Here is a 20478-nt window from a genome sequence, read left to right as displayed (position 1 = left end):
GACTGTGTTAAAGCTCCTTGATGAACTTTAGTTCTATCTTCGTCGCTTTGCCTTGTCACTCTATGATTTTCTTCGAGTTTTCGAATATCAATGCTATATTAGGCGATGAAGTCGCCAAACACGTTAATGGTCGCCGTGGTGAAAAGACCAGAACAGCATCTGTTCTGGTCGGGGGAAACTTTGAGACCTTAGGCTCAAAGTTTAGGAATGAAACCGAAGGTTTGCTTCCGTCCCCACCACCTAAGACCATTATCAAAAAAAGAAAAAGGATTAAAAATGAAACCAGTAATTTCCATCATCATGGGCTCAAAATCTGACTGGGCAACCATGCAAAAAGCTGCTGAAGTCTTCGACAACTTCGGCGTCGCTTACGAAAAGAAAGTTGTCTCTGCTCACCGGACACCAGACCTCATGTTCAAACATGCGGAAGAAGCACGTAGCCGTGGCATCAAGGTCATCATCGCGGGTGCGGGTGGCGCTGCTCACTTGCCAGGTATGGTTGCTGCTAAAACAACCCTTCCAGTTATCGGGGTACCCGTCAAATCACGTGCCCTTAGCGGTGTGGATTCGCTCTATTCTATCGTTCAGATGCCGGGTGGCGTGCCTGTGGCAACAATGGCCATTGGTGAAGCAGGAGCGACAAACGCAGCCCTCTTTGCCCTTCGTCTTCTTTCAGTAGAGGACCAGGCTATTGCGACAGCGTTAGCGGATTTCGCAGAAGAACAAGGAAAAATCGCAGAGGAGTCTACCAATGAGCTCAACTAAAACCATTGGCATCATCGGTGGCGGTCAGCTTGGTCAGATGATGGCCATTTCTGCTATTTACATGGGTCACAAGGTCATCGCCTTGGACCCAGCAGCTGATTGTCCAGCCTCCCGCGTGGCGGAAATCATCGTGGCCCCTTACGACGACGTGGATGCCCTTCGTCAGTTGGCAGATTGCTGTGATGTTCTCACTTATGAATTTGAAAATGTGGATGCTGACGGTTTGGATGCTGTTATCAAGGAAGGACAACTCCCTCAAGGAACAGACCTGCTCCGCATTTCTCAAAATCGAATCTTTGAGAAGGATTTTCTTTCTAACAAGGCCCAAGTCACTGTGGCTCCTTACAAGGTCGTGACCTCAAGCCAGGATTTGGCAGATATTGACCTGTCGAAAAATTATGTCCTCAAGACTGCGACCGGTGGTTACGATGGCCATGGTCAAAAGGTTATTCGTTCAGAAGCAGACTTGGAAGAAGCATACACTTTAGCCGATTCAGCAGACTGTGTCTTGGAAGAATTTGTCAACTTTGACCTTGAGATTTCAGTCATCGTGTCTGGAAATGGCAAGGATGTGACAGTCTTTCCCGTTCAGGAAAATATCCACCGCAACAACATTCTTTCAAAAACCATTGTGCCTGCTCGCATTTCAGAAAGTCTAGCTGAAAAAGCCAAAGTCATGGCAGTGCGAATCGCAGAACAACTGAACCTTTCTGGTACACTTTGTGTAGAAATGTTTGCGACAGCTGATGACATCATTGTCAACGAAATTGCGCCACGTCCACACAACTCAGGTCATTACTCAATCGAAGCCTGCGACTTCTCCCAGTTTGATACCCATATCTTGGGTGTTCTCGGAGCACCACTCCCAGCAATTCACCTTCATGCACCAGCTGTTATGCTCAATGTTCTCGGCCAACATGTCGAGGCTGCTGAAATATATGTGACAGAAAATCCAAGCGCTCACCTCCACTTATATGGTAAACTAGAAGCAAAGCACAACCGCAAGATGGGACATGTGACTTTGTTTAGTGATATGCCTGATAAGGTTGAGGAATTTGGGAAAGGGATTGATTTTTAAGTGAAAATAGCGATTCTAGGACTTGGAGTCATCGGGACCACTTATGCCTACGCCTTCCAAAAAGCAGGCCATCAAGTGGAACACGTACTGAGAGATAGTAAGAAAAGCACTGCTCCGAAGGAGTTGTCGGTTGATCTACTAGATGGTCGCTATCATTCCAAAGGTGAAAATAAACACGACACCTATGAGGTTCATGTGGCAGAAGCTGATTCAGAATATGATTTTATTTTTCTGAGTGTGCGACATGGGTTTGTCAAAGAAGCTGTGGAGACCTTGCGAAAAAATAACATCAAAGGTACCCTTGTTTTCTTCTGCAATTTCTGGGATACTCGAAAAGAGGTCCAAGAGTGGGCAGGGGATTACGACTATATTCTGGCCTTTCCGACAGCTGGAGGTCACATGCAGGAGGACCATTTGGATGGTGTCTTGTTTGACCATTTAATGCTAGAAGCTGAGCAAAAAGCACACATTTCTAACTATGCTGATCTGACGACTTTGCTGACTTCTGCAGATTTGAAGTGGGAAGTGCCTCATGATATGGTCGAGTGGATTTGGATTCACATGGCGATTAATGCGGGTGTTACTTCGACAGCTGCGCGTTCGGGAAATCTGGAAAATCCAGAAGAATTGGCTCTGAACTTGATGAATAGTTCTTCGGAATTATCATTAGCTATCAAGGCCATTCGAGAAGCTTTGAAAGTTGTAGAAGCGCGTGGTGTGAATTTGAAACTTTATAAGGCAGAACTCTTACCCTACAAAATTCCCGCTTGGATAGCCGGCAAAGCCATGAAAGTTATGTTTGCGAAAAATGAGCTAACCCGAAAAATCATGACCTTACACAATGATAAACAGGACATCTTCTATTGTTGTCAAAGTGTTTATCAGACTGGTCAGGAGTTAGGTGTGAAGATGCCTATTCTGGAAGCAAATATGAAGGGCATTTCGATTTAGGAGGTTTTTATGATTCAACTTATCGTCAACGCATTTGTTGAAAAAGAGAAGACTGGAGCAGTCGTCGAAGTCTTATATGCTAGTAGCGATCACGAAAAAGTGAAAGCTAAGTATGAAGAGCTGACTGCTCAATACCCTGAAAACTATTTAGCTATCTATGATGTCCCACTGGATACGGATTTGAATACACTCGATCACTATCCATCTGTGTGGATTGGGAAAGAAGAATTTGAGTAAAGCGACAGTCGGTTGCTAACTGATGTGAAACATCAAAAGAAAGGAAAATAATAATATGATCGAACGTTACTCTCGCCCAGAAATGGCGAACATTTGGACTGAAGAAAATAAATACCGTGCTTGGCTTGAGGTGGAAATCTTGGCTGACGAAGCCTGGGCTGAGTTGGGGGAAATCCCTAAGGAAGATGTGGCTTTGATTCGCGAAAAAGCGGACTTTGACATCGACCGTATTTTGGAAATCGAGCAGCAAACGCGTCACGATGTGGTGGCTTTCACACGTGCGGTTTCTGAAACGCTTGGTGAAGAGCGCAAGTGGGTGCACTATGGTTTGACTTCTACTGACGTGGTCGATACGGCCTATGGTTACCTCTACAAACAAGCCAACGATATCATCCGCAAGGACCTTGAAAACTTCCTTAACATCATCGCTGACAAAGCGAAAGAACACAAGTTCACTATCATGATGGGTCGTACTCACGGTGTGCACGCTGAACCGACAACTTTTGGTCTTAAATTAGCAACTTGGTACAGCGAAATGAAGCGGAACATCGAGCGTTTTGAGCACGCGGCTGCTGGTGTGGAAGCTGGTAAGATTTCTGGTGCGGTTGGTAACTTTGCTAACATCCCACCATTTGTTGAAAAATACGTCTGCGATAAATTGGGTATCCGTGCTCAAGAAATCTCTACACAGGTGCTCCCTCGTGACCTTCACGCTGAGTACTTTGCAGTTCTTGCGAGCATCGCAACTTCGATCGAGCGGATGGCGACTGAAATCCGTGGTCTTCAAAAATCTGAACAACGTGAAGTGGAAGAATTCTTTGCCAAAGGTCAAAAAGGATCTTCAGCAATGCCGCACAAACGTAACCCAATCGGTTCTGAAAACATGACAGGTCTTGCGCGTGTTATCCGTGGTCACATGGTCACAGCTTATGAAAACGTAGCCCTTTGGCACGAACGTGATATCTCTCACTCATCAGCTGAGCGCATCATCGCACCAGACACAACCATCTTGATTGACTACATGCTCAACCGTTTCGGAAACATCGTTAAGAACTTGACAGTCTTCCCAGAAAACATGATTCGCAACATGAACTCTACATTTGGTTTGATCTTCAGCCAACGTGCCATGTTGACTTTGATTGAAAAAGGGATGACACGTGAGCAAGCTTACGACCTTGTTCAACCGAAGACTGCCCAATCATGGGATAACCAAGTAGACTTCAAACCACTTCTTGAAGCAGATCCAGAAGTAACTTCACGTCTCACTCAAGAAGAGATCGACGAAATCTTCAACCCAACTTACTACACCAAACGGGTGGATGAAATCTTCGAACGCATCGGTTTGGGTGACTAATCGCAACGAAAAAGGGAATTTGAAAAATAGACGAAAGAGGCTGGGCAAAAACTGTCCAGCCTTTGATGTTTGATAAGACTAACTGCAAGACGCAGTGGTTGAGTGGGCTCTAATACGCTGATTTCATCAGCTTTTACAGCCCTACTCAACTGTGCGGAGGTGGGACGACGAAATCGAATTCTAACGAATTACCGATTTCTGTCCCACTCTCTTTTTAAACTTTTTATAGCTAAACTATCACTAATTATATATATTTTTAAAGAGGTCTTTAGAAATCGTTTTTAACATGCTATACTGGAGCTATAAAAAAGACCGAGATGTCTCAGTCTTTTTGGTTCTTAGTGATCGCGGTCACAGGAGATGAACTTGATCTTGTAGTAGTCACCGCGTTTATAGGTTTCCGTGTATTCAAGGATTTGGCCAGTCGCTTCTAGCTTGGTCGTCTTCACTTGTTTGACCGTTGGGAAATTTTCATCGATCTTCAATACTTTAGCAATCTTGCTTGGTGTAGGAAAGACGATTTCGTTGACTTCTTCGAAGTGCTCGTCATTCATATGAATGTGGTAGTCTTCTTTGAAGCGATCATAGATAGAGCTGTAGTATTCCAAATTTGGATAGTTTGGATTGATGTATTGTTCAGGAACATAGGTTTGGTGGAAGATATAGGTATCATCCCCTGTCTGGCGAGTCCGTTCGATCTTATAGTAGAATTGCGTTGGGTTGAGGCCTAGTTTGTCTAGGATGCTTAAGGTATTTCCACGTTTAATAGAGAGAACTTTGACTTTGGCCTTTTGGATTGGGAAGGTTTCAACATCTGAAAATTCAACCAGTTTGTGTTTTCGAGCACGAGAAACAAAGGTTCCTTTTCCTTGCTGGCGGACAATGTAGCCATCAGCAGCGAGGTCGTTCAAAGCACGGACAACGGTGATAGAGCTGACATCATAAATTTTAATGAGTTCAGCTTCAGTATAAAATTTATCTCCATTTTCAAATTTTCCGGAGATAATTTGCTGCTTCAATTCATCTTTGATGTGTTGGTACTTTGGAATTGCCATAGTGCTACCTCTCTTTAGATTTCTCTTATTTAACCCTATTTTAACATATTTTTTATAAAAGTGTTGACATTTTTTAAATAATTTATTATATTAATAAATGAAAAGGGTTACATATAAGAAAGGGGGGCGTTTATGGGAGTTTTTGAGATTCGCGATGCTTTCTATTTAAAAGATCAACCCTTCAAGATTTTATCCGGAGCGATCCATTATTTCCGAATTGACCCAGCAGACTGGTATCATTCCTTGTATAATCTAAAGGCTTTAGGTTTTAACACGGTTGAGACCTATGTCCCTTGGAATGCGCATGAACCCCGCAAAGGGGAGTTTGACTTTAGTGGTCGATTGGATCTAGAGCGTTTCATTCGAACAGCCCAGTCCCTAGGACTTTACATGATTGTAAGGCCGTCGCCCTTTATCTGTGCAGAGTGGGAATTTGGTGGATTACCAGCCTGGCTCTTAGAAGAAGACCTGCGAATCCGCTCATCTGACCCAGCCTTTATCGAATCAGTGGATCGTTATTATGATCGCTTGCTTGGCTTGTTGACACCCTACCAAGTGGATCAGGGTGGTCCAATCCTCATGATGCAGGTGGAAAATGAGTACGGCTCTTATGGAGAGGATAAGGATTATCTTCGTGCCATTCGGGATTTGATGAAGGAAAAAGGCGTGACCTGTCCTCTCTTTACATCAGATGGACCATGGCGAGCAACGCTAAGAACAGGAACCTTGATAGAAGAAGACCTCTTTGTGACGGGAAACTTCGGTTCCAAAGCAGCCTATAACTTTGCTCAGATGCAAGAATTCTTTGACGAATACGGCAAGAAATGGCCCTTGATGTGTATGGAATTTTGGGATGGCTGGTTTACCCGCTGGAAAGAACCTGTGATTCACAGGGACCCAGAGGAGTTGGCAGAAGCTGTCCATGAGGTCTTGGAGCTTGGCTCCATCAATCTCTATATGTTTCATGGCGGGACCAATTTCGGCTTTATGAATGGTTGCTCAGCTCGGGGAACGCTAGACTTGCCACAGGTAACGTCCTATGACTATGGGGCTTTGCTCAATGAGCAGGGAAATCCGACGGAGAAGTATTATGCTATTCAAAAAATGATGGCGACCTATTATCCGGAATACCCACAGCAAGAACCACTCATCAAAGAGTGTTTGCCAGAACAAACCTTGCAATTGGCAGCCAAGACTAGTCTTTTTGGGAATTTGGACAATTTGGCTCAGGTCGAGACCAGCCTTTATCCCGAAAAGATGGAAGAGTTGGGGCAAACCACAGGTTATCTCCTATATGAGACAGACCTTGAGTTGGATGCGGAAGAAGAAAAACTGCGCATCATTGATGGTCGGGATCGGGTACAAATTTACCTGGATGATCAACATGTAGCAACGCAATACCAAACAGAGATCGGTGAAGATCTTTTTATCAAAGGAAAAAAGAAAGCGGTTACGAATTTAAAAATCTTGCTTGAGAATATGGGACGTGTAAACTATGGGCACAAGCTCTTGGCTGATAGCCAGCACAAGGGCATTCGCACAGGTGTCTGTGTGGATTTACATTTCCACCTTCATTGGAAGCAGTACCCACTGGATTTACAAGATCTCAGTCAGCTCGATTTTTCAAAGGAATGGCAGGCAGGTGCTCCAGCATTTTACCGATATGATTTTCAGCTGGACCACACCCTTGACACTTATCTGGATATGACAGGATTTGGGAAAGGGGTCGTCTTTGTCAACGGCCACAACCTTGGTCGCTTCTGGGAGGTCGGACCGACCACTTCACTTTATGTGCCTCATGGTTTCCTCAAAGAAGGAGCCAATAGCCTGATCGTCTTTGAGACAGAAGGACGTTACCAAGAGACACTTCAACTTGTTCAACAACCTACATTCAAAGAAGTAAAGGGGGAAAACTTATGACTATTGTAGGATGCCGTATCGATGGACGTTTGATCCACGGGCAGGTAGCCAATCTTTGGACTACCAAACTAAATGTTTCACGTATCATGGTGATCGATGATGAAGTCGCTCAAAATGATATCGAAAAAAGTGGCTTGAAACTAGCGACACCACCTGGTGTTAAGCTCAGTATCTTGCCAGTCGCAAAAGCTGCGGAAAATATCTTGGCTGGAAAATATGATAGCCAACGACTCTTTATCGTGGCTCGCAAACCTGATCGTTTCCTTCGTTTGATCGAAGCAGGCGTTCAGCTTGAAACGCTGAATGTCGGCAATATGTCTCAATCCGATGAGACACGCGCGATTACCCGCTCGATCAATGTGGTGGACGCGGACGTGGAAGACTTTAACAAAATCCACGAAAAAGGTGTGAAGATTACGTCTCAGATGGTGCCAAACGACACTGCAGAAGACTTTATGAAGTTATTAAAGTAAAAGAAAATTTTTAGGAGGAAATTGTCATGATACAATGGTGGCAAATTTTACTACTTACTTTGTACTCAGCTTATCAAATCTGTGATGAGTTGACGATTGTTTCATCAGCAGGATCACCAGTCTTTGCTGGTTTCATTACAGGACTTGTCATGGGAGATTTAAAGACAGGTCTATTTATCGGAGCTTCTCTTCAATTGACAGTGCTCGGTGTTGGTACTTTCGGTGGAGCTTCTCGTATTGACGCCACTTCTGGTGCCGTTCTTGCGACTGCCTTCTCAGTAGCAAAAGGGATTGATGCAGAGATTGCTATTGCTACAATCGCTGTGCCGGTAGCAACTTTGTTGACCTACTTTGATATTCTTGGTCGTATGACTACAACTTACTTCGCTCACCGTGTAGATGCTGCGATCGAACGTTACGACTATAAAGGAATTGAACGCAACTACCTTCTTGGTGCTGTTCCTTGGGCTCTTTCTCGTGCCCTTCCAGTCTTCTTGGCTCTTGCCTTTGGTGGTTCTTTCGTAGAAACTGTTGTTACAGGTCTTGCTAATGTACAATGGTTGGCAAACGGTCTGAAACTTGCAGGTCAAATGCTTCCAGGTCTTGGATTTGCGATCTTGCTTCGTTACCTTCCTGTTCGTCGTAACCTTCACTATTTAGCACTTGGCTTTGGCTTAACAGCAATGTTGACAGTGCTTTATAGCAATGTTCAAAGCCTTGGTGCTGCAGTGTCTAGCATTGTTGGTTCTGATGTGTTCGCTAAACTTCCAAAAGAACAAGCTATTACTTTTGTTAACAACTTCAAGAGTGTATCTATGATTGGTATTGCCATCATCGGTATCTTCCTTGCAGTACAACACTTCAAAAACAGCCAACGTACAGTTGTAGCTGCTCCAGCAAGCAATGTAGAAAGCGGGGAAATTGAAGATGACGAATTCTAATTACAAACTAACAAAAGAAGATTTTAAACAAATTAACAAACGTAGCCTCTTCACCTTCCAATTGGGTTGGAACTACGAACGGATGCAGGCTTCTGGTTACCTTTACATGCTTCTTCCACAATTGCGGAAAATGTATGGAGACGGCACACCTGAATTGAAAGAAATGATGAAATTGCATACGCAATTCTTCAATACTTCTCCATTCTTCCACACTATTATCACTGGTTTTGACCTTGCTTTGGAAGAAAAAGATGGTGTCAAATCAAAAGATGCGGTGAACGGGATCAAGACAGGTCTTATGGGACCATTTGCCCCTCTTGGGGACTCAATCTTTGGATCATTGGTACCAGCTATTATGGGTTCAATCGCAGCAACTTTGGCTATTGCAGGAAACCCAGCCGGTATCTTCTTGTGGATCGCTGTGGCAGTTGCTTATGACATTTTCCGTTGGAAACAGTTGGAATTTGCCTATAAAGAAGGGGTTAACCTCATCAACAACATGCAAAGTACCTTGACAGCTTTGATCGACGCAGCTGCCGTTCTGGGTATCTTCATGGTTGGTGCCTTGATTGCCAGCATGATTGGTGTTGAAGTTTCTTGGGCTCCACACATTGGGGACAAAGTGATTGAAATTCAAGATATGCTCAACCTTATCTTCCCACGTTTGGTACCAGCAATCATCACAGGTGTAATCTACTGGTTGCTTGGACGTAAGGGTATGAACTCTACAAAAGCTATCTTGCTCATCATCCTTGCAGCAATCGCATTCTCAGCATTTGGCCACTTCTTCTTTGGAATGGCATAATGGAGTAAGGTATGGCAAAAGAGTTAGTATTGGTCAGCCATGGTCGCTTCTGTGAAGAGCTTAAAGCTAGCACAGAGATGATTATGGGACCACAAGAATCCATCCATACGGTTGCACTCTTACCAGAAGAAGGACCAGAAGACTTTACTGCTAAATTTGAAGCAACAGTCCAAGGTCTAGAAGACTATATTGTATTTGCTGATCTATTGGGAGGAACTCCTTGCAACACTGTGAGCCGCTTGATCCTTGAAGGACGTGCGATTGACTTATACGCAGGGATGAATCTTCCGATGGTCATCGAGTTCATCAATAGTAGCCTGACTGGTAATGAAGGGGACTACCCTGAACGTGCAAAAGAAAGTATTGTCAAGGTCAATGACCTCTTGTCAAACCTTGATGATGATGAAGATGAGTAGGTTGGTATGGGAGTCTGGGAGCATCATCTCAGGCTCCTTTCCCATTTATCAACGTTAGATTGTAGAAAGGAACAACAGTTTCTATGTTAGACTATACAAAAGAAGACTTGCAGGAGCTAGGAGCAGAGATCACCACTCGTGAGATCTACCAACAACCAAGTGTTTGGAAAGAAACGGCTCACTTGTACCAAGAAAGAAAAGCGGAAATAAAAGCTTTCTTAGAAAAAATTGGGCAAGAGCATGACTATATCAAGGTCATCTTGACAGGGGCAGGGACCTCAGCCTATGTAGGGGATACCTTGGTTCCATATTTGCAGGAGGTGCACGATGAACGCCACTGGAATTTCCAATCCATTGCGACAACGGATATCGTAGCTCATCCTCAAACCTATTTGAAAAAAGAGGTTCCGACGGTTTTAGTATCCTTTGCCCGGAGTGGTAATTCGCCAGAAAGTGTCGCAACCGTGCAGTTGGCCCAAGATCTGGTTGATGAGCTCTATCAGATCACCATTACCTGTGCCGAAGAAGGAAAACTGGCCCAGCAAGCCCACGGAGATGAGCGCAATCTCTTGCTTCTCCAACCTAAAGAAACCAATGATGCCGGCTTTGCCATGACCTCTAGCTTCACCTCCATGCTCTTGACAGCTCTCTTGGTCTTTGATCCAAGCGAGGAAGAAATCAAGGAAAAACGAGTAGCAGAGATGGTTCATCTGTCTGAGCAAATCTTGGAGCAGGACCGTGAGGTCAAAGAAGTGGTCGATCTAGACTTTGAGCGCGTGATCTATCTGGGAGCAGGACCTTTCTTTGGCCTAGCTCATGAAGCCCAGCTCAAGATTTTGGAATTAACAGCAGGCAAAATCGCAACCATGTATGAGAGTCCTGTCGGTTTCCGTCACGGTCCGAAATCCCTCATCAATGCCCAGACCCTCGTTTTGGTCTTTGGATCCATTGATCCTTATACCCGTCAGTATGATCTGGACTTAGTTCGCGAAGTTGCAGGGGATCAGATTGCCCGTCAGGTCGTCCTCTTGACGAATCAAGCTGCAGGGATCGAGCATGTACGGGAAGTGTTGGTGAAAGCATCAGCAGACTCCCTAGATATCTACCGTGCCTTCCCTTACATTATCTATGGTCAATTGATTTCTCTCTTAACCTCACTCAAGGTGCAAAATCGCCCAGATACGCCTTCACCAACTGGTACCGTCAATCGGGTTGTGCAAGGGGTGATCATTCATCCATTTCATAAAGAATAGCCACTAATTTTCTATAAAAAGTGGAGTGTTTCTTCTTGTGAAACTGATACAATGGAGAAAAACAGTGAGAGGAGAAGGTTTGTGAAACAGTATCAAGAAAGCGTGTTTGGAGAATGGCAGAATCAAGAGGTTCGGGCTTATCGCCTCGAAAATGACAAGGGCTACCAATTATCTGTCATGACCTATGGGGCGACGATCTTAGAATATGTAACGCCTGATAAAGAAGACCAGTTTACTAATATTATTTTAGGCTTTGATCGCTTTGAGGACTATGTGGGTAATAGCCCTAAATATGGGGCTAGTATTGGCCCGGTAGCAGGCCGGATTGCAGGGGCCAGCTTTGAGCTTAATGGTCAAACCTATCACTTGGAAGCCAATAACGGTGCCAACTGCAACCACAGTGGACCGACGGGTTGGGATAGCGCTTTGTTTAGCGTGGAGTCGGTAACGGATCAGGAAATTACCCTGTACACAGAACGTGCAGATGGTACCGGCGGTTTCCCTGGAAATCTCAAGATCTGGGTAACCTATGGTTTGACGGAAGATGGTGAACTTGAGATTGCCTATCGGGTAGAAACGGATCAAGACACCTTGGTCAACCCGACCAACCACAGCTATTTCAACCTATCTGGAAACTTCACCCAGCCGATCAATGATCATGTCTTTCAGATCAACCATCAAGGGCTTTACCCTATCCATCCAGACGGTGTTCCTCTTCAGACCGTGGATAGAGAAAGTCCGGTTGTTCAGCATCTTTACCAAGCTATGCTCTTGGAGGATCTTTTTAAGGACTCTGATCCGCAAATCCGTCTGGTAGAAGGATTAGACCATCCATTTGCTCTTCCAGAAGGGCATGAAAATGCTGGCTTTCTTTACCATCAGCCATCTGGACGTTTCTTGACCTTCAAGTCAGAAGCCCCAGCCTTGGTGGTATATTCAGCCAATTTCGTAGACGAAACTGTTCATCTGCAAGGCCAACCAATGGTTCAGCACAATGGCTTGGCTCTAGAATTCCAAACAGTGCCAGATGCCATTCACAGTGACCAGGCTGAAAAGGTCATCTTGAGAGCAGGTCAAGTCTTCACCAGCAAGACTAGCTACCATGCCATCGCTAAGAAATAGATAAGAAAGAGAAGGTGACAAACAAGGATGGGAAATCTTTGCTTGGAACCTCCTCTTTTTTAGAAAAAAATTTTTTAAAAATGACTATAAGGAAACTTTAAGCTTCCCGTCGTATACTAATACCATCATCAAAGACCTCCTAACTTTGAATGATAAAACTCCTAAAACTTTTTCATAATAATCTCCCTATAAGAGCCACCAAAACCGGTGGCTTTTTTTCTATGTACCTTAGTGAACGTTAGTGAGCTTAGGTACATTGATGCAGTTTGAGCGGAGCGAAAACTACGTTCCTTATTCTTTACGAGCATTAGCGAGCTTAGGTACGTTGACGCAGTTCGAACGCTAGTGAGAACCAGGATCTTTAAAAAACACATTCTATTTATGGTACCGAAGGTATCATTTTTTGCTATAATAGACTGTATGAGTAGAATTTTAGACAATGAAATCATGGGCGATGAAGAGGCCGTTGAACGGACGCTGCGCCCGCAATATTTACATGAATATATTGGTCAAGATAAGGTCAAGGACCAGCTGAAAATCTTTATTGAGGCAGCTAAGCTTCGGGATGAAGCGCTGGATCATGTCCTTCTTTTTGGCCCTCCGGGGCTTGGGAAAACCACCATGGCCTTTGTCATTGCCAATGAACTGGGCGTCAATCTCAAGCAGACTTCTGGTCCTGTCATTGAAAAGGCTGGTGACTTGGTAGCCATCCTCAATGATCTAGAGCCGGGCGATGTCCTCTTTATCGATGAGATCCACCGTCTGCCTATGTCAGTCGAAGAAGTGCTTTACAGCGCCATGGAAGATTTTTACATCGACATCATGATTGGCGCTGGTGAGAGCAGCCGGAGTGTCCATCTGGACCTTCCTCCTTTCACTTTGATTGGGGCCACGACTCGAGCTGGTATGCTGTCCAATCCCTTGCGCGCTCGCTTTGGGATTACCGGACACATGGAATACTATGAGCAAGATGATTTGACAGAGATTGTCGAGCGGACCGCCGAAATCTTTGAGATGGAGATTACCCACGAAGCTGCCGAAGAGCTTTCTCTTCGTAGTCGGGGGACCCCTCGGATTGCCAACCGTTTGCTGAAGCGGGTGCGCGATTTTGCTCAGATTATGGGCGACGGCTTGATTGACGACACCATTACAGACAAGGCCCTCTCTATGCTGGATGTGGATCATGAAGGACTGGACTATGTCGATCAAAAGATCCTGCGCACCATGATTGAGATGTACGGCGGTGGCCCGGTCGGGCTTGGGACTCTATCGGTCAATATTGCCGAAGAGCGAGAGACCGTAGAAGACATGTATGAGCCTTACTTGATTCAAAAAGGCTTTATCATGCGGACCCGGACAGGGCGCGTGGCGACCCGCAAAGCTTATGAACACCTGGGCTATCCCTATAATTGAGACTAGAAGAAGATGCTGACGGAAGAAACAATAGTAGAACAGATCCAAGCGGATCCGGAGATGATGACTGTCTTGGCCATTATTCGAGATCTAGACTTGGCAGATGCCTGGTTAGCAGCGGGCGCGGTGCGCAATTTCGTCTGGAACCAGCTTTCTGGCAGACCAGGGTTTGATGCGACGACAGATCTGGATCTGGTCTTTTATGACCCTACGATCAGTTATGAGGAGACTCTGCAGATCGAGCAGGAATTAAAGAAGACCTATCCCCAGTACGCTTGGGAAGTGAAAAATCAAGTCTACATGCACCAGCATAGCCCGGGGACAGCTCCATATCGCAGTGCCTGTGATGCGGTTTCCAAATACCCCGAGCAGTGTACGGCACTTGCAGTTCGCCTAAGGAAAGATGGTCAGCTAGAGCTCTTTCTCCCTTATGGGACAAAGGATATCGAAGACTTCATCGTTCAGCCGACTCCGCATTTTTTAGCCAGTCCAGAGCGTTTAGCGGTTTATACAGAGCGGATGAAAAAGAAAAATTGGCAGAGTAAATGGCCTCCATTAGAGGTTCGTTTTCCAAAATAGAGAAACAGATCAGATTTGAAAAAAGGAATCTGATTTTTCTTTAAAATGATGGAGCCCCTTTGTCATCTTTCTGTCACATTTTTGTTATAATAGTAATAGTATGCTGGTTTTCCATAGTGGAAAGCGAAGGGCTCAGCTAGGTTGGGCAGTCCGAACAAGGAGTTAGGTGGAATCATGAAAAAAATCGTCTTTGTCTGCTTAGGAAATATTTGTCGGAGCCCCATGGCGGAGTTTGTCATGAAGGACTTGACGGATCAGTATGAGATTGAAAGTCGGGCCACCTCGAGCTGGGAACATGGCAATCCCATCCATCGGGGAACCCAGAAAATCTTTCAACAACACCAGGTCCCATATGATCCAGCCAAGACGTCCTTACAGATCAAGGAAGAGGATTTTTACAACTTTGATTTGATCCTAGGGATGGACGAAAACAATGTAGCAGATCTGAAGCAAATGGCTCCTGCAGGAACAGAACACAAGATTCATCTTTTTGCTGCTGAAAGTGTGCCAGATCCGTGGTATACCGGTGATTTTGAGGAGACCTATTCCAGAGTCCTGAGCGGCTGTAAGGCTTGGTTAGATCAGTTAGCAACTTCCTAAGAGTTTGATATGTGAGAGAATGAATATGAAAGAATTTTATGAGACTTATAAGGTCTATCTGACGCGAAAAAATTTAGAAATAGCAGCATTAGTCGTGATTATTCTATCTGCTTTGCTGGTTTTCCTTTCAGCCATTCCAGGTCAGGGCGTCTTGACCTTGGATAAGGGGGCGATCCGTTACGACGGAAGTTTGGTCCGTGGCAAGATGAATGGCAAGGGAACCGTCACCTTTAAAAATGGGGATACCTATACAGGTAACCTCGTCAACGGCTCTTTTAGCGGCTATGGTAAGTTTAAGTCCAAGGATGGTTGGACCTATGAAGGGCAGTTTGTTAACGGCCAGCCGGAGGGCAAAGGCACCTTAACCACAGAAGCCAACGTCGTATACAAAGGAACATTCAAGCAGGGGATTTATCAAAATGCGCATTAAATGGTTTTCACTAGTCCGTGTTACAGGACTCTTATTGGTATTGCTTTACCATTTCTTCCAAAAAGCCTTTCCTGGAGGCTTCATTGGGGTAGATATTTTCTTCACCTTCTCAGGATTTTTGATTACAGCGCTCTTGATCGATGAATTTGCGCGCAAGCAAGGAATCGACTACCTGGCATTCTTGAAACGGCGCTTTTACCGGATCGTACCACCCCTTGTCTTTATGGTCTTGGTCGTGATGCCCTTTACCTTTATGGTCCAACGGGACTACGTGGCTGGTATTGGGACTCAGATTGCGGCGGTCTTCGGTTTTGTGACCAATTTCTTTGAGATGGCAACGGGTGGTAGTTACGAAAGTAACTTCATTCCACATCTCTTCCTTCATACCTGGAGTTTGGCCCTAGAAGTGCATTACTATGTGCTCTGGGCACTTTTGGCATGGTTCTTGGCTAAGCGGGCTAAGACGGTTGGAAAGTACCGAGGTATGCTCTTCCTGGCATCCAGCGGGCTCTTTCTCTTCACCTTCTTGTCCATGTTCATCCGTGCCTTTCTGACAGCCAATTTCTCTACCATCTATTTTTCTAGCTTCACTCACATCTTCCCCTTCTTTGCGGGATCATGCCTAGCAACGGTGACAGGGATTGCTAATGTCAGCCCGAACTTTACAAAGCTGGTGCAGTCTTGGAGCATGAAAAAGACCTTATCGGTCTTGGGTGGAAGCTTTGCCTTCTTGTTTGTGCTCAGTCTTTTCTTGCCATTTGATAGCTTGTGGACCTATCTGTTTGGCTTTTTAGCAGCGACAATCGCAGCTTGTGCCATGATTCTGTCGGCCCGCATTCTCCATGAGAAGACGCCAGATAAAAAAGAACCAGCCATCCTCAATTTCTTGGCAGATACCAGTTATGGTGTCTATCTTTTCCACTGGCCTTTCTTTATCATCTTCTCTCAACATTTGGGAAATATGATGGCAGCCCTTGTGACGACGATCGTTTCCTTGATTCTAACGGCTCTGTCCTTCTATATTTTGGAGCCAACCATTGCAGGCAAGGAGCCTCGTGTCTTTGGCATGAAGATGGATCTCAGTTTTTTGACCAAACCGATCTTTTACCTCATGATTCCACTGGCTCTCTTGATGGTTGGAATCTCCGCCTTTGCACCAACCGTCGGAGCTTTTGATGAGAGTTTGGTAGTGAGTGGGCTCAATCAAGCAGACAGCAAAATGCAGGTCACACGGACGCAAGTGGATAATGCGACTGCAACAGACTATAACGTCTCAAATGGTGTGACCATGATCGGTGATTCGGTTAACTTGCGAGCGCAGGACTACCTGACTAAAGCCATCCCTGGCATCCAGATTGATGCAGTGGTGAGTCGTCAGTTGGAAAATGGAATGAAGGTCTTTGAGACTGACATCTCCAATAAAGTTCTCCTAAAAAATGTGGTCATTGCCCTAGGAACCAATACTGTAAGCAACTACAAAGAATTGCTGGATCAGTATGTTGAGAAACTTCCAAAAGGCCGTCGCCTGATCCTTGTGACACCATATGATGGTCGCTATGCCAACGATCAGTCCAGTGAATCGGTTCAAACCCGTCTTTATGAGTTGGAACTAGCAAAGAAATACGACTTTATCACCATTGCGGACTGGTACCAAGTAGCAATTGAAAATCCAAACATTTGGGTGGGAACAGACTCTGTTCACTTCAATATGGAAACCAATGGTGGGGAACTCTATGCTCAAACAGTCAAAGAAGCCCTTGATAAGGCCGAAAAGGGTCCGGTCAAGAAGTAAAAATGCTTCTCTGAAACTGAAACAAAACAAATCCTAACAAAATAAAACAAAAAGCAACTTTTTACTTGTAAAAAGCTGCTTTTTTTAGTAAGATTAAGAAAACGCTTACATAAGTCAATTGAAAATATCACTTTGTGAAGAAAAAAATTTTTTAATTATTTTTTCACAATTTTGCTAGATGATTACTTTCACAGCAATAGGATTGATAAAAATTTCACAAACTTCAAAAAAATCTTTGTGAAAGTTGCTTGGAAGTGTTTACAAAAATCTCAAAATAGAGTACAATTATATTGTGAAATAATTAACAAATCGAAATTTCTTACACTATTCTTGAAAATTTCCGAAAACATGAAAAAAGTTCTAGAAAAGGATAAGGGTTTCAAACATTGGAGGAAAGCATCAAATGGCTGATAAAAAAACTCTCTCACCTGAAGAAAAGAAACTCGCTGCTGAAAAACACGTAGACGAGTTGGTGCAAAAAGCGCTCGTAGCGCTTGAAGAAATGCGCAAATTGAACCAGGAGCAAGTGGACTACATTGTAGCGAAAGCATCTGTAGCTGCTCTTGACGCACACGGTGAGCTCGCTCTTCATGCTTATGAAGAAACTGGTCGTGGGGTCTTTGAAGACAAGGCGACGAAGAACTTATTCGCTTGTGAACACGTTGTGAACAACATGCGTCACACCAAGACAGTTGGTGTCATTTCAGAAGATGATGTCACTGGTTTAACTTTGATTGCGGAGCCAGTCGGAGTTGTCTGTGGGATCACTCCTACAACAAACCCTACTTCAACAGCAATCTTTAAAGCATTGATTTCCTTGAAGACACGGAACCCTATCGTCTTTGCCTTCCACCCATCTGCTCAAGAATCATCTGCTCATGCGGCACGAATCGTACGCGATGCGGCAATTGCAGCTGGAGCACCTGAGAACTGTGTGCAATGGATTACCCAACCTTCTATGGAAGCAACCAGTGCCCTTATGAACCATGAAGGAGTTGCTACGATCCTTGCGACCGGTGGTAACGCCATGGTGAAAGCTGCTTATTCTTGTGGAAAACCAGCTCTTGGGGTTGGTGCCGGAAACGTGCCTGCTTACGTTGAAAAATCAGCCAACATCCGCCAAGCAGCACACGATATCGTCATGTCTAAATCATTTGACAACGGTATGGTCTGTGCGTCTGAACAAGCGGTCATCATCGATAAAGAAATCTACGATGAGTTTGTTGAAGAATTCAAATCTTACCACACTTACTTTGTTAACAAAAAAGAAAAAGCCCTTCTTGAAGAGTTCTGCTTCGGTGTGAAAGCGAACAGCAAAAACTGTGCGGGTGCGAAATTGAATGCGGACATCGTTGGGAAACCAGCAGCATGGATCGCAGAACAAGCTGGCTTCTCAGTTCCAGAAGGAACCAATATCCTTGCGGCAGAATGTAAAGAAGTTGGTGAAAAAGAGCCTTTGACTCGTGAAAAATTGTCACCAGTCATTGCAGTCTTGAAATCTGAAAGCCGTGAAGACGGAATTAACAAAGCTCGCCAAATGGTTGAATTCAACGGTCTTGGTCACTCAGCTGCCATCCATACAGCTGACGAAGAATTGACCAAAGAATTTGGTAAAGCAGTTAAAGCCATTCGTGTTATCTGCAACTCTCCTTCGACTTTCGGTGGTATCGGGGATGTATACAATGCCTTCTTGCCATCATTAACACTTGGATGTGGTTCTTACGGACGCAACTCTGTTGGGGACAACGTTAGTGCCATCAACCTCTTGAATATTAAAAAAGTCGGACGCCGGAGAAATAACATGCAATGGATGAAACTTCCTTCAAAAACATACTTTGAACGTGATTCAATTGAATACTTACAAAAATGTCGTGACGTTGAACGTGTCATGATCGTTACAGACCACGCTATGGTAGAGCTTGGTTTCCTTGATCGTATCATCGAACAGCTTGACCTTCGTCGCAACAAGGTGGTTTACCAAATCTTTGCAGACGTAGAACCAGATCCAGATATCACAACTGTTGAACGTGGTACAGAGATCATGCGTGCCTTCAAACCAGATACGATCATTGCTCTCGGTGGTGGGTCACCAATGGATGCGGCCAAAGTTATGTGGCTCTTCTACGAACAACCAGAAGTGGACTTCCGTGACTTGGTTCAAAAATTCATGGATATCCGTAAACGTGCCTTCAAGTTCCCATTGCTTGGTAAGAAGACTAAATTCATCGCCATCCCAACAACATCTGGTACAGGATCTGAAGTAACTCCATTTGCCGTTATTTCTGATAAAGCAAACAACCGTAAATACCCAATCGCAGACTACTCATTGACTCCAACAGTAGCCATCGTAGACCCTGCCTTGGTATTGACAGTTCCAGGATCTGTTGCAGCAGACACTGGTATGGACGTCTTGACGCACGCGACAGAAGCTTACGTATCACAAATGGCTAGCGACTTCACAGATGGTCTTGCTCTTCAAGCTATTAAACTTGTCTTTGAAAACTTGGAAAGCTCAGTCAAGAATGCGGACTTCCATTCACGCGAAAAGATGCACAATGCGTCAACCATCGCAGGTATGGCCTTCGCCAATGCCTTCCTCGGTATTTCTCACTCAATGGCCCACAAGATCGGTGCGCAATTCCACACCATCCACGGACGGACCAATGCCATCTTGCTTCCATACGTTATCCGCTACAACGGTACACGCCCAGCTAAGACAGCTACATGGCCTAAGTACAACTACTACCGTGCAGATGAAAAATACCAAGATATCGCTCGTATGCTAGGACTTCCATGCTCTACTCCAGAAGAAGCCGTTGAAGCTTACGCAAAAGCTGTATACGAACTCGGTGAACGCTGTGGTATCGAAATGAACTTCAAAGCACAAGGCATCGATGAAAAAGAATGGAAGAAACATTCTCGTGAATTGGCCTTCCTTGCTTATGAAGATCAATGTTCACCAGCTAACCCACGTCTTCCAATGGTAGACCATATGCAAGAAATCATCGAAGATGCTTACTATGGTTACAAGGAACGTCCAGGACGTCGTAAATAAGACGCCAAGGAACAACTGATGTTTATCAGCTACCCCCACTCGAAAGAGCGGGGGATTTTTGCTATTTGGGTCCAAAACTCGTTTTTTCATAAAAAATTAGACTTTTTTTCAGAAATTGTGTTATTTTTATAGCATTCCGAGCTATTTTATGTTACCCTATAGTGTGTGAATCTGCCTGTAGCTGAAGGGTTATGATCCTTTTTCAGTTATAGGAAACGAAAAAACAAATCCAAGAAAGG

18 protein-coding genes and 2 pseudogenes are annotated in these 20478 nt (G+C 44.6%); 19 read left to right on the top strand and 1 reads right to left on the bottom strand.

Annotated elements, in window-relative coordinates:
• The first annotated feature begins 276 nt into the window (after window positions 1–276).
• The 5 genes from purE to purB are packed head-to-tail and all read left to right on the top strand — an operon-like array spanning window position 277 to window position 4385.
• Window positions 277–765, top strand: coding sequence for a 5-(carboxyamino)imidazole ribonucleotide mutase (gene purE, locus QM351_RS09140; RefSeq protein ID WP_414327229.1), 489 nt, complete (start codon window positions 277–279; stop codon window positions 763–765).
• Entirely contained in the window at window positions 752–1843 is a 1092-nt protein-coding gene (gene purK / locus QM351_RS09135) for a 5-(carboxyamino)imidazole ribonucleotide synthase (protein ID WP_414327228.1), read from the top strand. The genes purE and purK overlap by 14 nt, the downstream gene beginning before the upstream one ends.
• Window positions 1844–2794, top strand: a complete 951-nt coding sequence (locus QM351_RS09130) for a ketopantoate reductase family protein (protein ID WP_373106225.1) — start codon at window positions 1844–1846, stop codon at window positions 2792–2794.
• 9 nt (window positions 2795–2803) lie between these two features.
• Entirely contained in the window at window positions 2804–3031 is a 228-nt protein-coding gene (locus QM351_RS09125) for a hypothetical protein (protein ID WP_045760093.1), read from the top strand.
• A gap of 55 nt (window positions 3032–3086) precedes the next feature.
• The gene (purB, locus tag QM351_RS09120; RefSeq protein WP_003013885.1) at window positions 3087–4385 is read left to right on the top strand and encodes an adenylosuccinate lyase; all 1299 of its coding nucleotides are present in this window, start codon (window positions 3087–3089) and stop codon (window positions 4383–4385) included.
• Window positions 4386–4723: 338 nt separating this feature from the next.
• Here purB and QM351_RS09115 read toward each other — a convergent pair whose 3' ends face one another.
• Window positions 4724–5440, bottom strand: a complete 717-nt coding sequence (locus QM351_RS09115; protein ID WP_023920049.1) for a GntR family transcriptional regulator — start codon at window positions 5438–5440, stop codon at window positions 4724–4726.
• Between the two features lie 132 nt (window positions 5441–5572).
• On the opposite strand from QM351_RS09115, the gene QM351_RS09110 reads away from it, so the two are divergent.
• The 14 genes and pseudogenes from QM351_RS09110 to adhE all read left to right on the top strand — a co-directional run bounded on the left by QM351_RS09110 (window position 5573) and on the right by adhE (window position 20239).
• The gene (locus QM351_RS09110; protein WP_368385674.1) at window positions 5573–7360 is read left to right on the top strand and encodes a beta-galactosidase family protein; all 1788 of its coding nucleotides are present in this window, start codon (window positions 5573–5575) and stop codon (window positions 7358–7360) included.
• Complete coding sequence (locus tag QM351_RS09105; RefSeq protein ID WP_003009322.1) at window positions 7357–7833, top strand: PTS system mannose/fructose/N-acetylgalactosamine-transporter subunit IIB; 477 nt, start codon at window positions 7357–7359, stop codon at window positions 7831–7833. The genes QM351_RS09110 and QM351_RS09105 overlap by 4 nt, the downstream gene beginning before the upstream one ends.
• Window positions 7834–7859: 26 nt before the next feature.
• Window positions 7860–8774, top strand: a complete 915-nt coding sequence (locus QM351_RS09100) for a PTS mannose/fructose/sorbose/N-acetylgalactosamine transporter subunit IIC (protein WP_347112526.1) — start codon at window positions 7860–7862, stop codon at window positions 8772–8774.
• Window positions 8761–9579 (top strand): PTS system mannose/fructose/sorbose family transporter subunit IID, encoded by an 819-nt coding sequence (locus QM351_RS09095; RefSeq protein ID WP_414327227.1) that lies wholly within the window; start codon window positions 8761–8763, stop codon window positions 9577–9579. The genes QM351_RS09100 and QM351_RS09095 overlap by 14 nt, the downstream gene beginning before the upstream one ends.
• An 11-nt stretch (window positions 9580–9590) precedes the next feature.
• A complete protein-coding gene (locus tag QM351_RS09090) occupies window positions 9591–9995 on the top strand; it encodes a PTS sugar transporter subunit IIA (protein WP_003002366.1) in 405 nt (134 codons plus the stop codon).
• An 83-nt stretch (window positions 9996–10078) separates the two neighbouring features.
• A pseudogene (locus QM351_RS09085) lies at window positions 10079–10670 on the top strand (SIS domain-containing protein); the annotation flags it as partial.
• A 65-nt stretch (window positions 10671–10735) separates the two neighbouring features.
• Window positions 10736–11248 (top strand): annotated as a pseudogene (locus QM351_RS09080) (SIS domain-containing protein); the annotation flags it as partial.
• 81 nt (window positions 11249–11329) lie between these two features.
• Window positions 11330–12370, top strand: a complete 1041-nt coding sequence (locus tag QM351_RS09075; protein WP_368385677.1) for an aldose epimerase family protein — start codon at window positions 11330–11332, stop codon at window positions 12368–12370.
• Window positions 12371–12790: 420 nt separating this feature from the next.
• Window positions 12791–13783: a Holliday junction branch migration DNA helicase RuvB gene (ruvB, locus tag QM351_RS09070; protein WP_368385678.1), complete on the top strand. Its 993-nt coding sequence runs from the start codon at window positions 12791–12793 to the stop codon at window positions 13781–13783.
• A 12-nt stretch (window positions 13784–13795) separates the two neighbouring features.
• Complete coding sequence (locus QM351_RS09065; RefSeq protein ID WP_368385679.1) at window positions 13796–14362, top strand: nucleotidyltransferase family protein; 567 nt, start codon at window positions 13796–13798, stop codon at window positions 14360–14362.
• 174 nt (window positions 14363–14536) lie between these two features.
• On the top strand, window positions 14537–14962 hold the full coding sequence (locus QM351_RS09060; protein WP_049483967.1) for a low molecular weight protein-tyrosine-phosphatase: 426 nt from the start codon (window positions 14537–14539) through the stop codon (window positions 14960–14962).
• Window positions 14963–14987: 25 nt separating this feature from the next.
• Window positions 14988–15392 (top strand): hypothetical protein, encoded by a 405-nt coding sequence (locus tag QM351_RS09055; protein ID WP_070586627.1) that lies wholly within the window; start codon window positions 14988–14990, stop codon window positions 15390–15392.
• Entirely contained in the window at window positions 15382–17184 is a 1803-nt protein-coding gene (locus tag QM351_RS09050) for an acyltransferase family protein (RefSeq protein ID WP_049472667.1), read from the top strand. The genes QM351_RS09055 and QM351_RS09050 overlap by 11 nt, the downstream gene beginning before the upstream one ends.
• Window positions 17185–17587: 403 nt before the next feature.
• Entirely contained in the window at window positions 17588–20239 is a 2652-nt protein-coding gene (gene adhE / locus QM351_RS09045) for a bifunctional acetaldehyde-CoA/alcohol dehydrogenase (protein WP_049485591.1), read from the top strand.
• The last annotated feature ends 239 nt before the right edge of the window (window positions 20240–20478 follow it).

The sequence above is a fragment of the Streptococcus parasanguinis genome (genome assembly GCF_047465465.1).
Classification (GTDB): domain Bacteria; phylum Bacillota; class Bacilli; order Lactobacillales; family Streptococcaceae; genus Streptococcus; species Streptococcus parasanguinis_AI.
The sequence above is the reverse complement of the archived record's forward strand: the minus strand, read 5'-3'. Positions and strand labels throughout refer to the sequence as shown.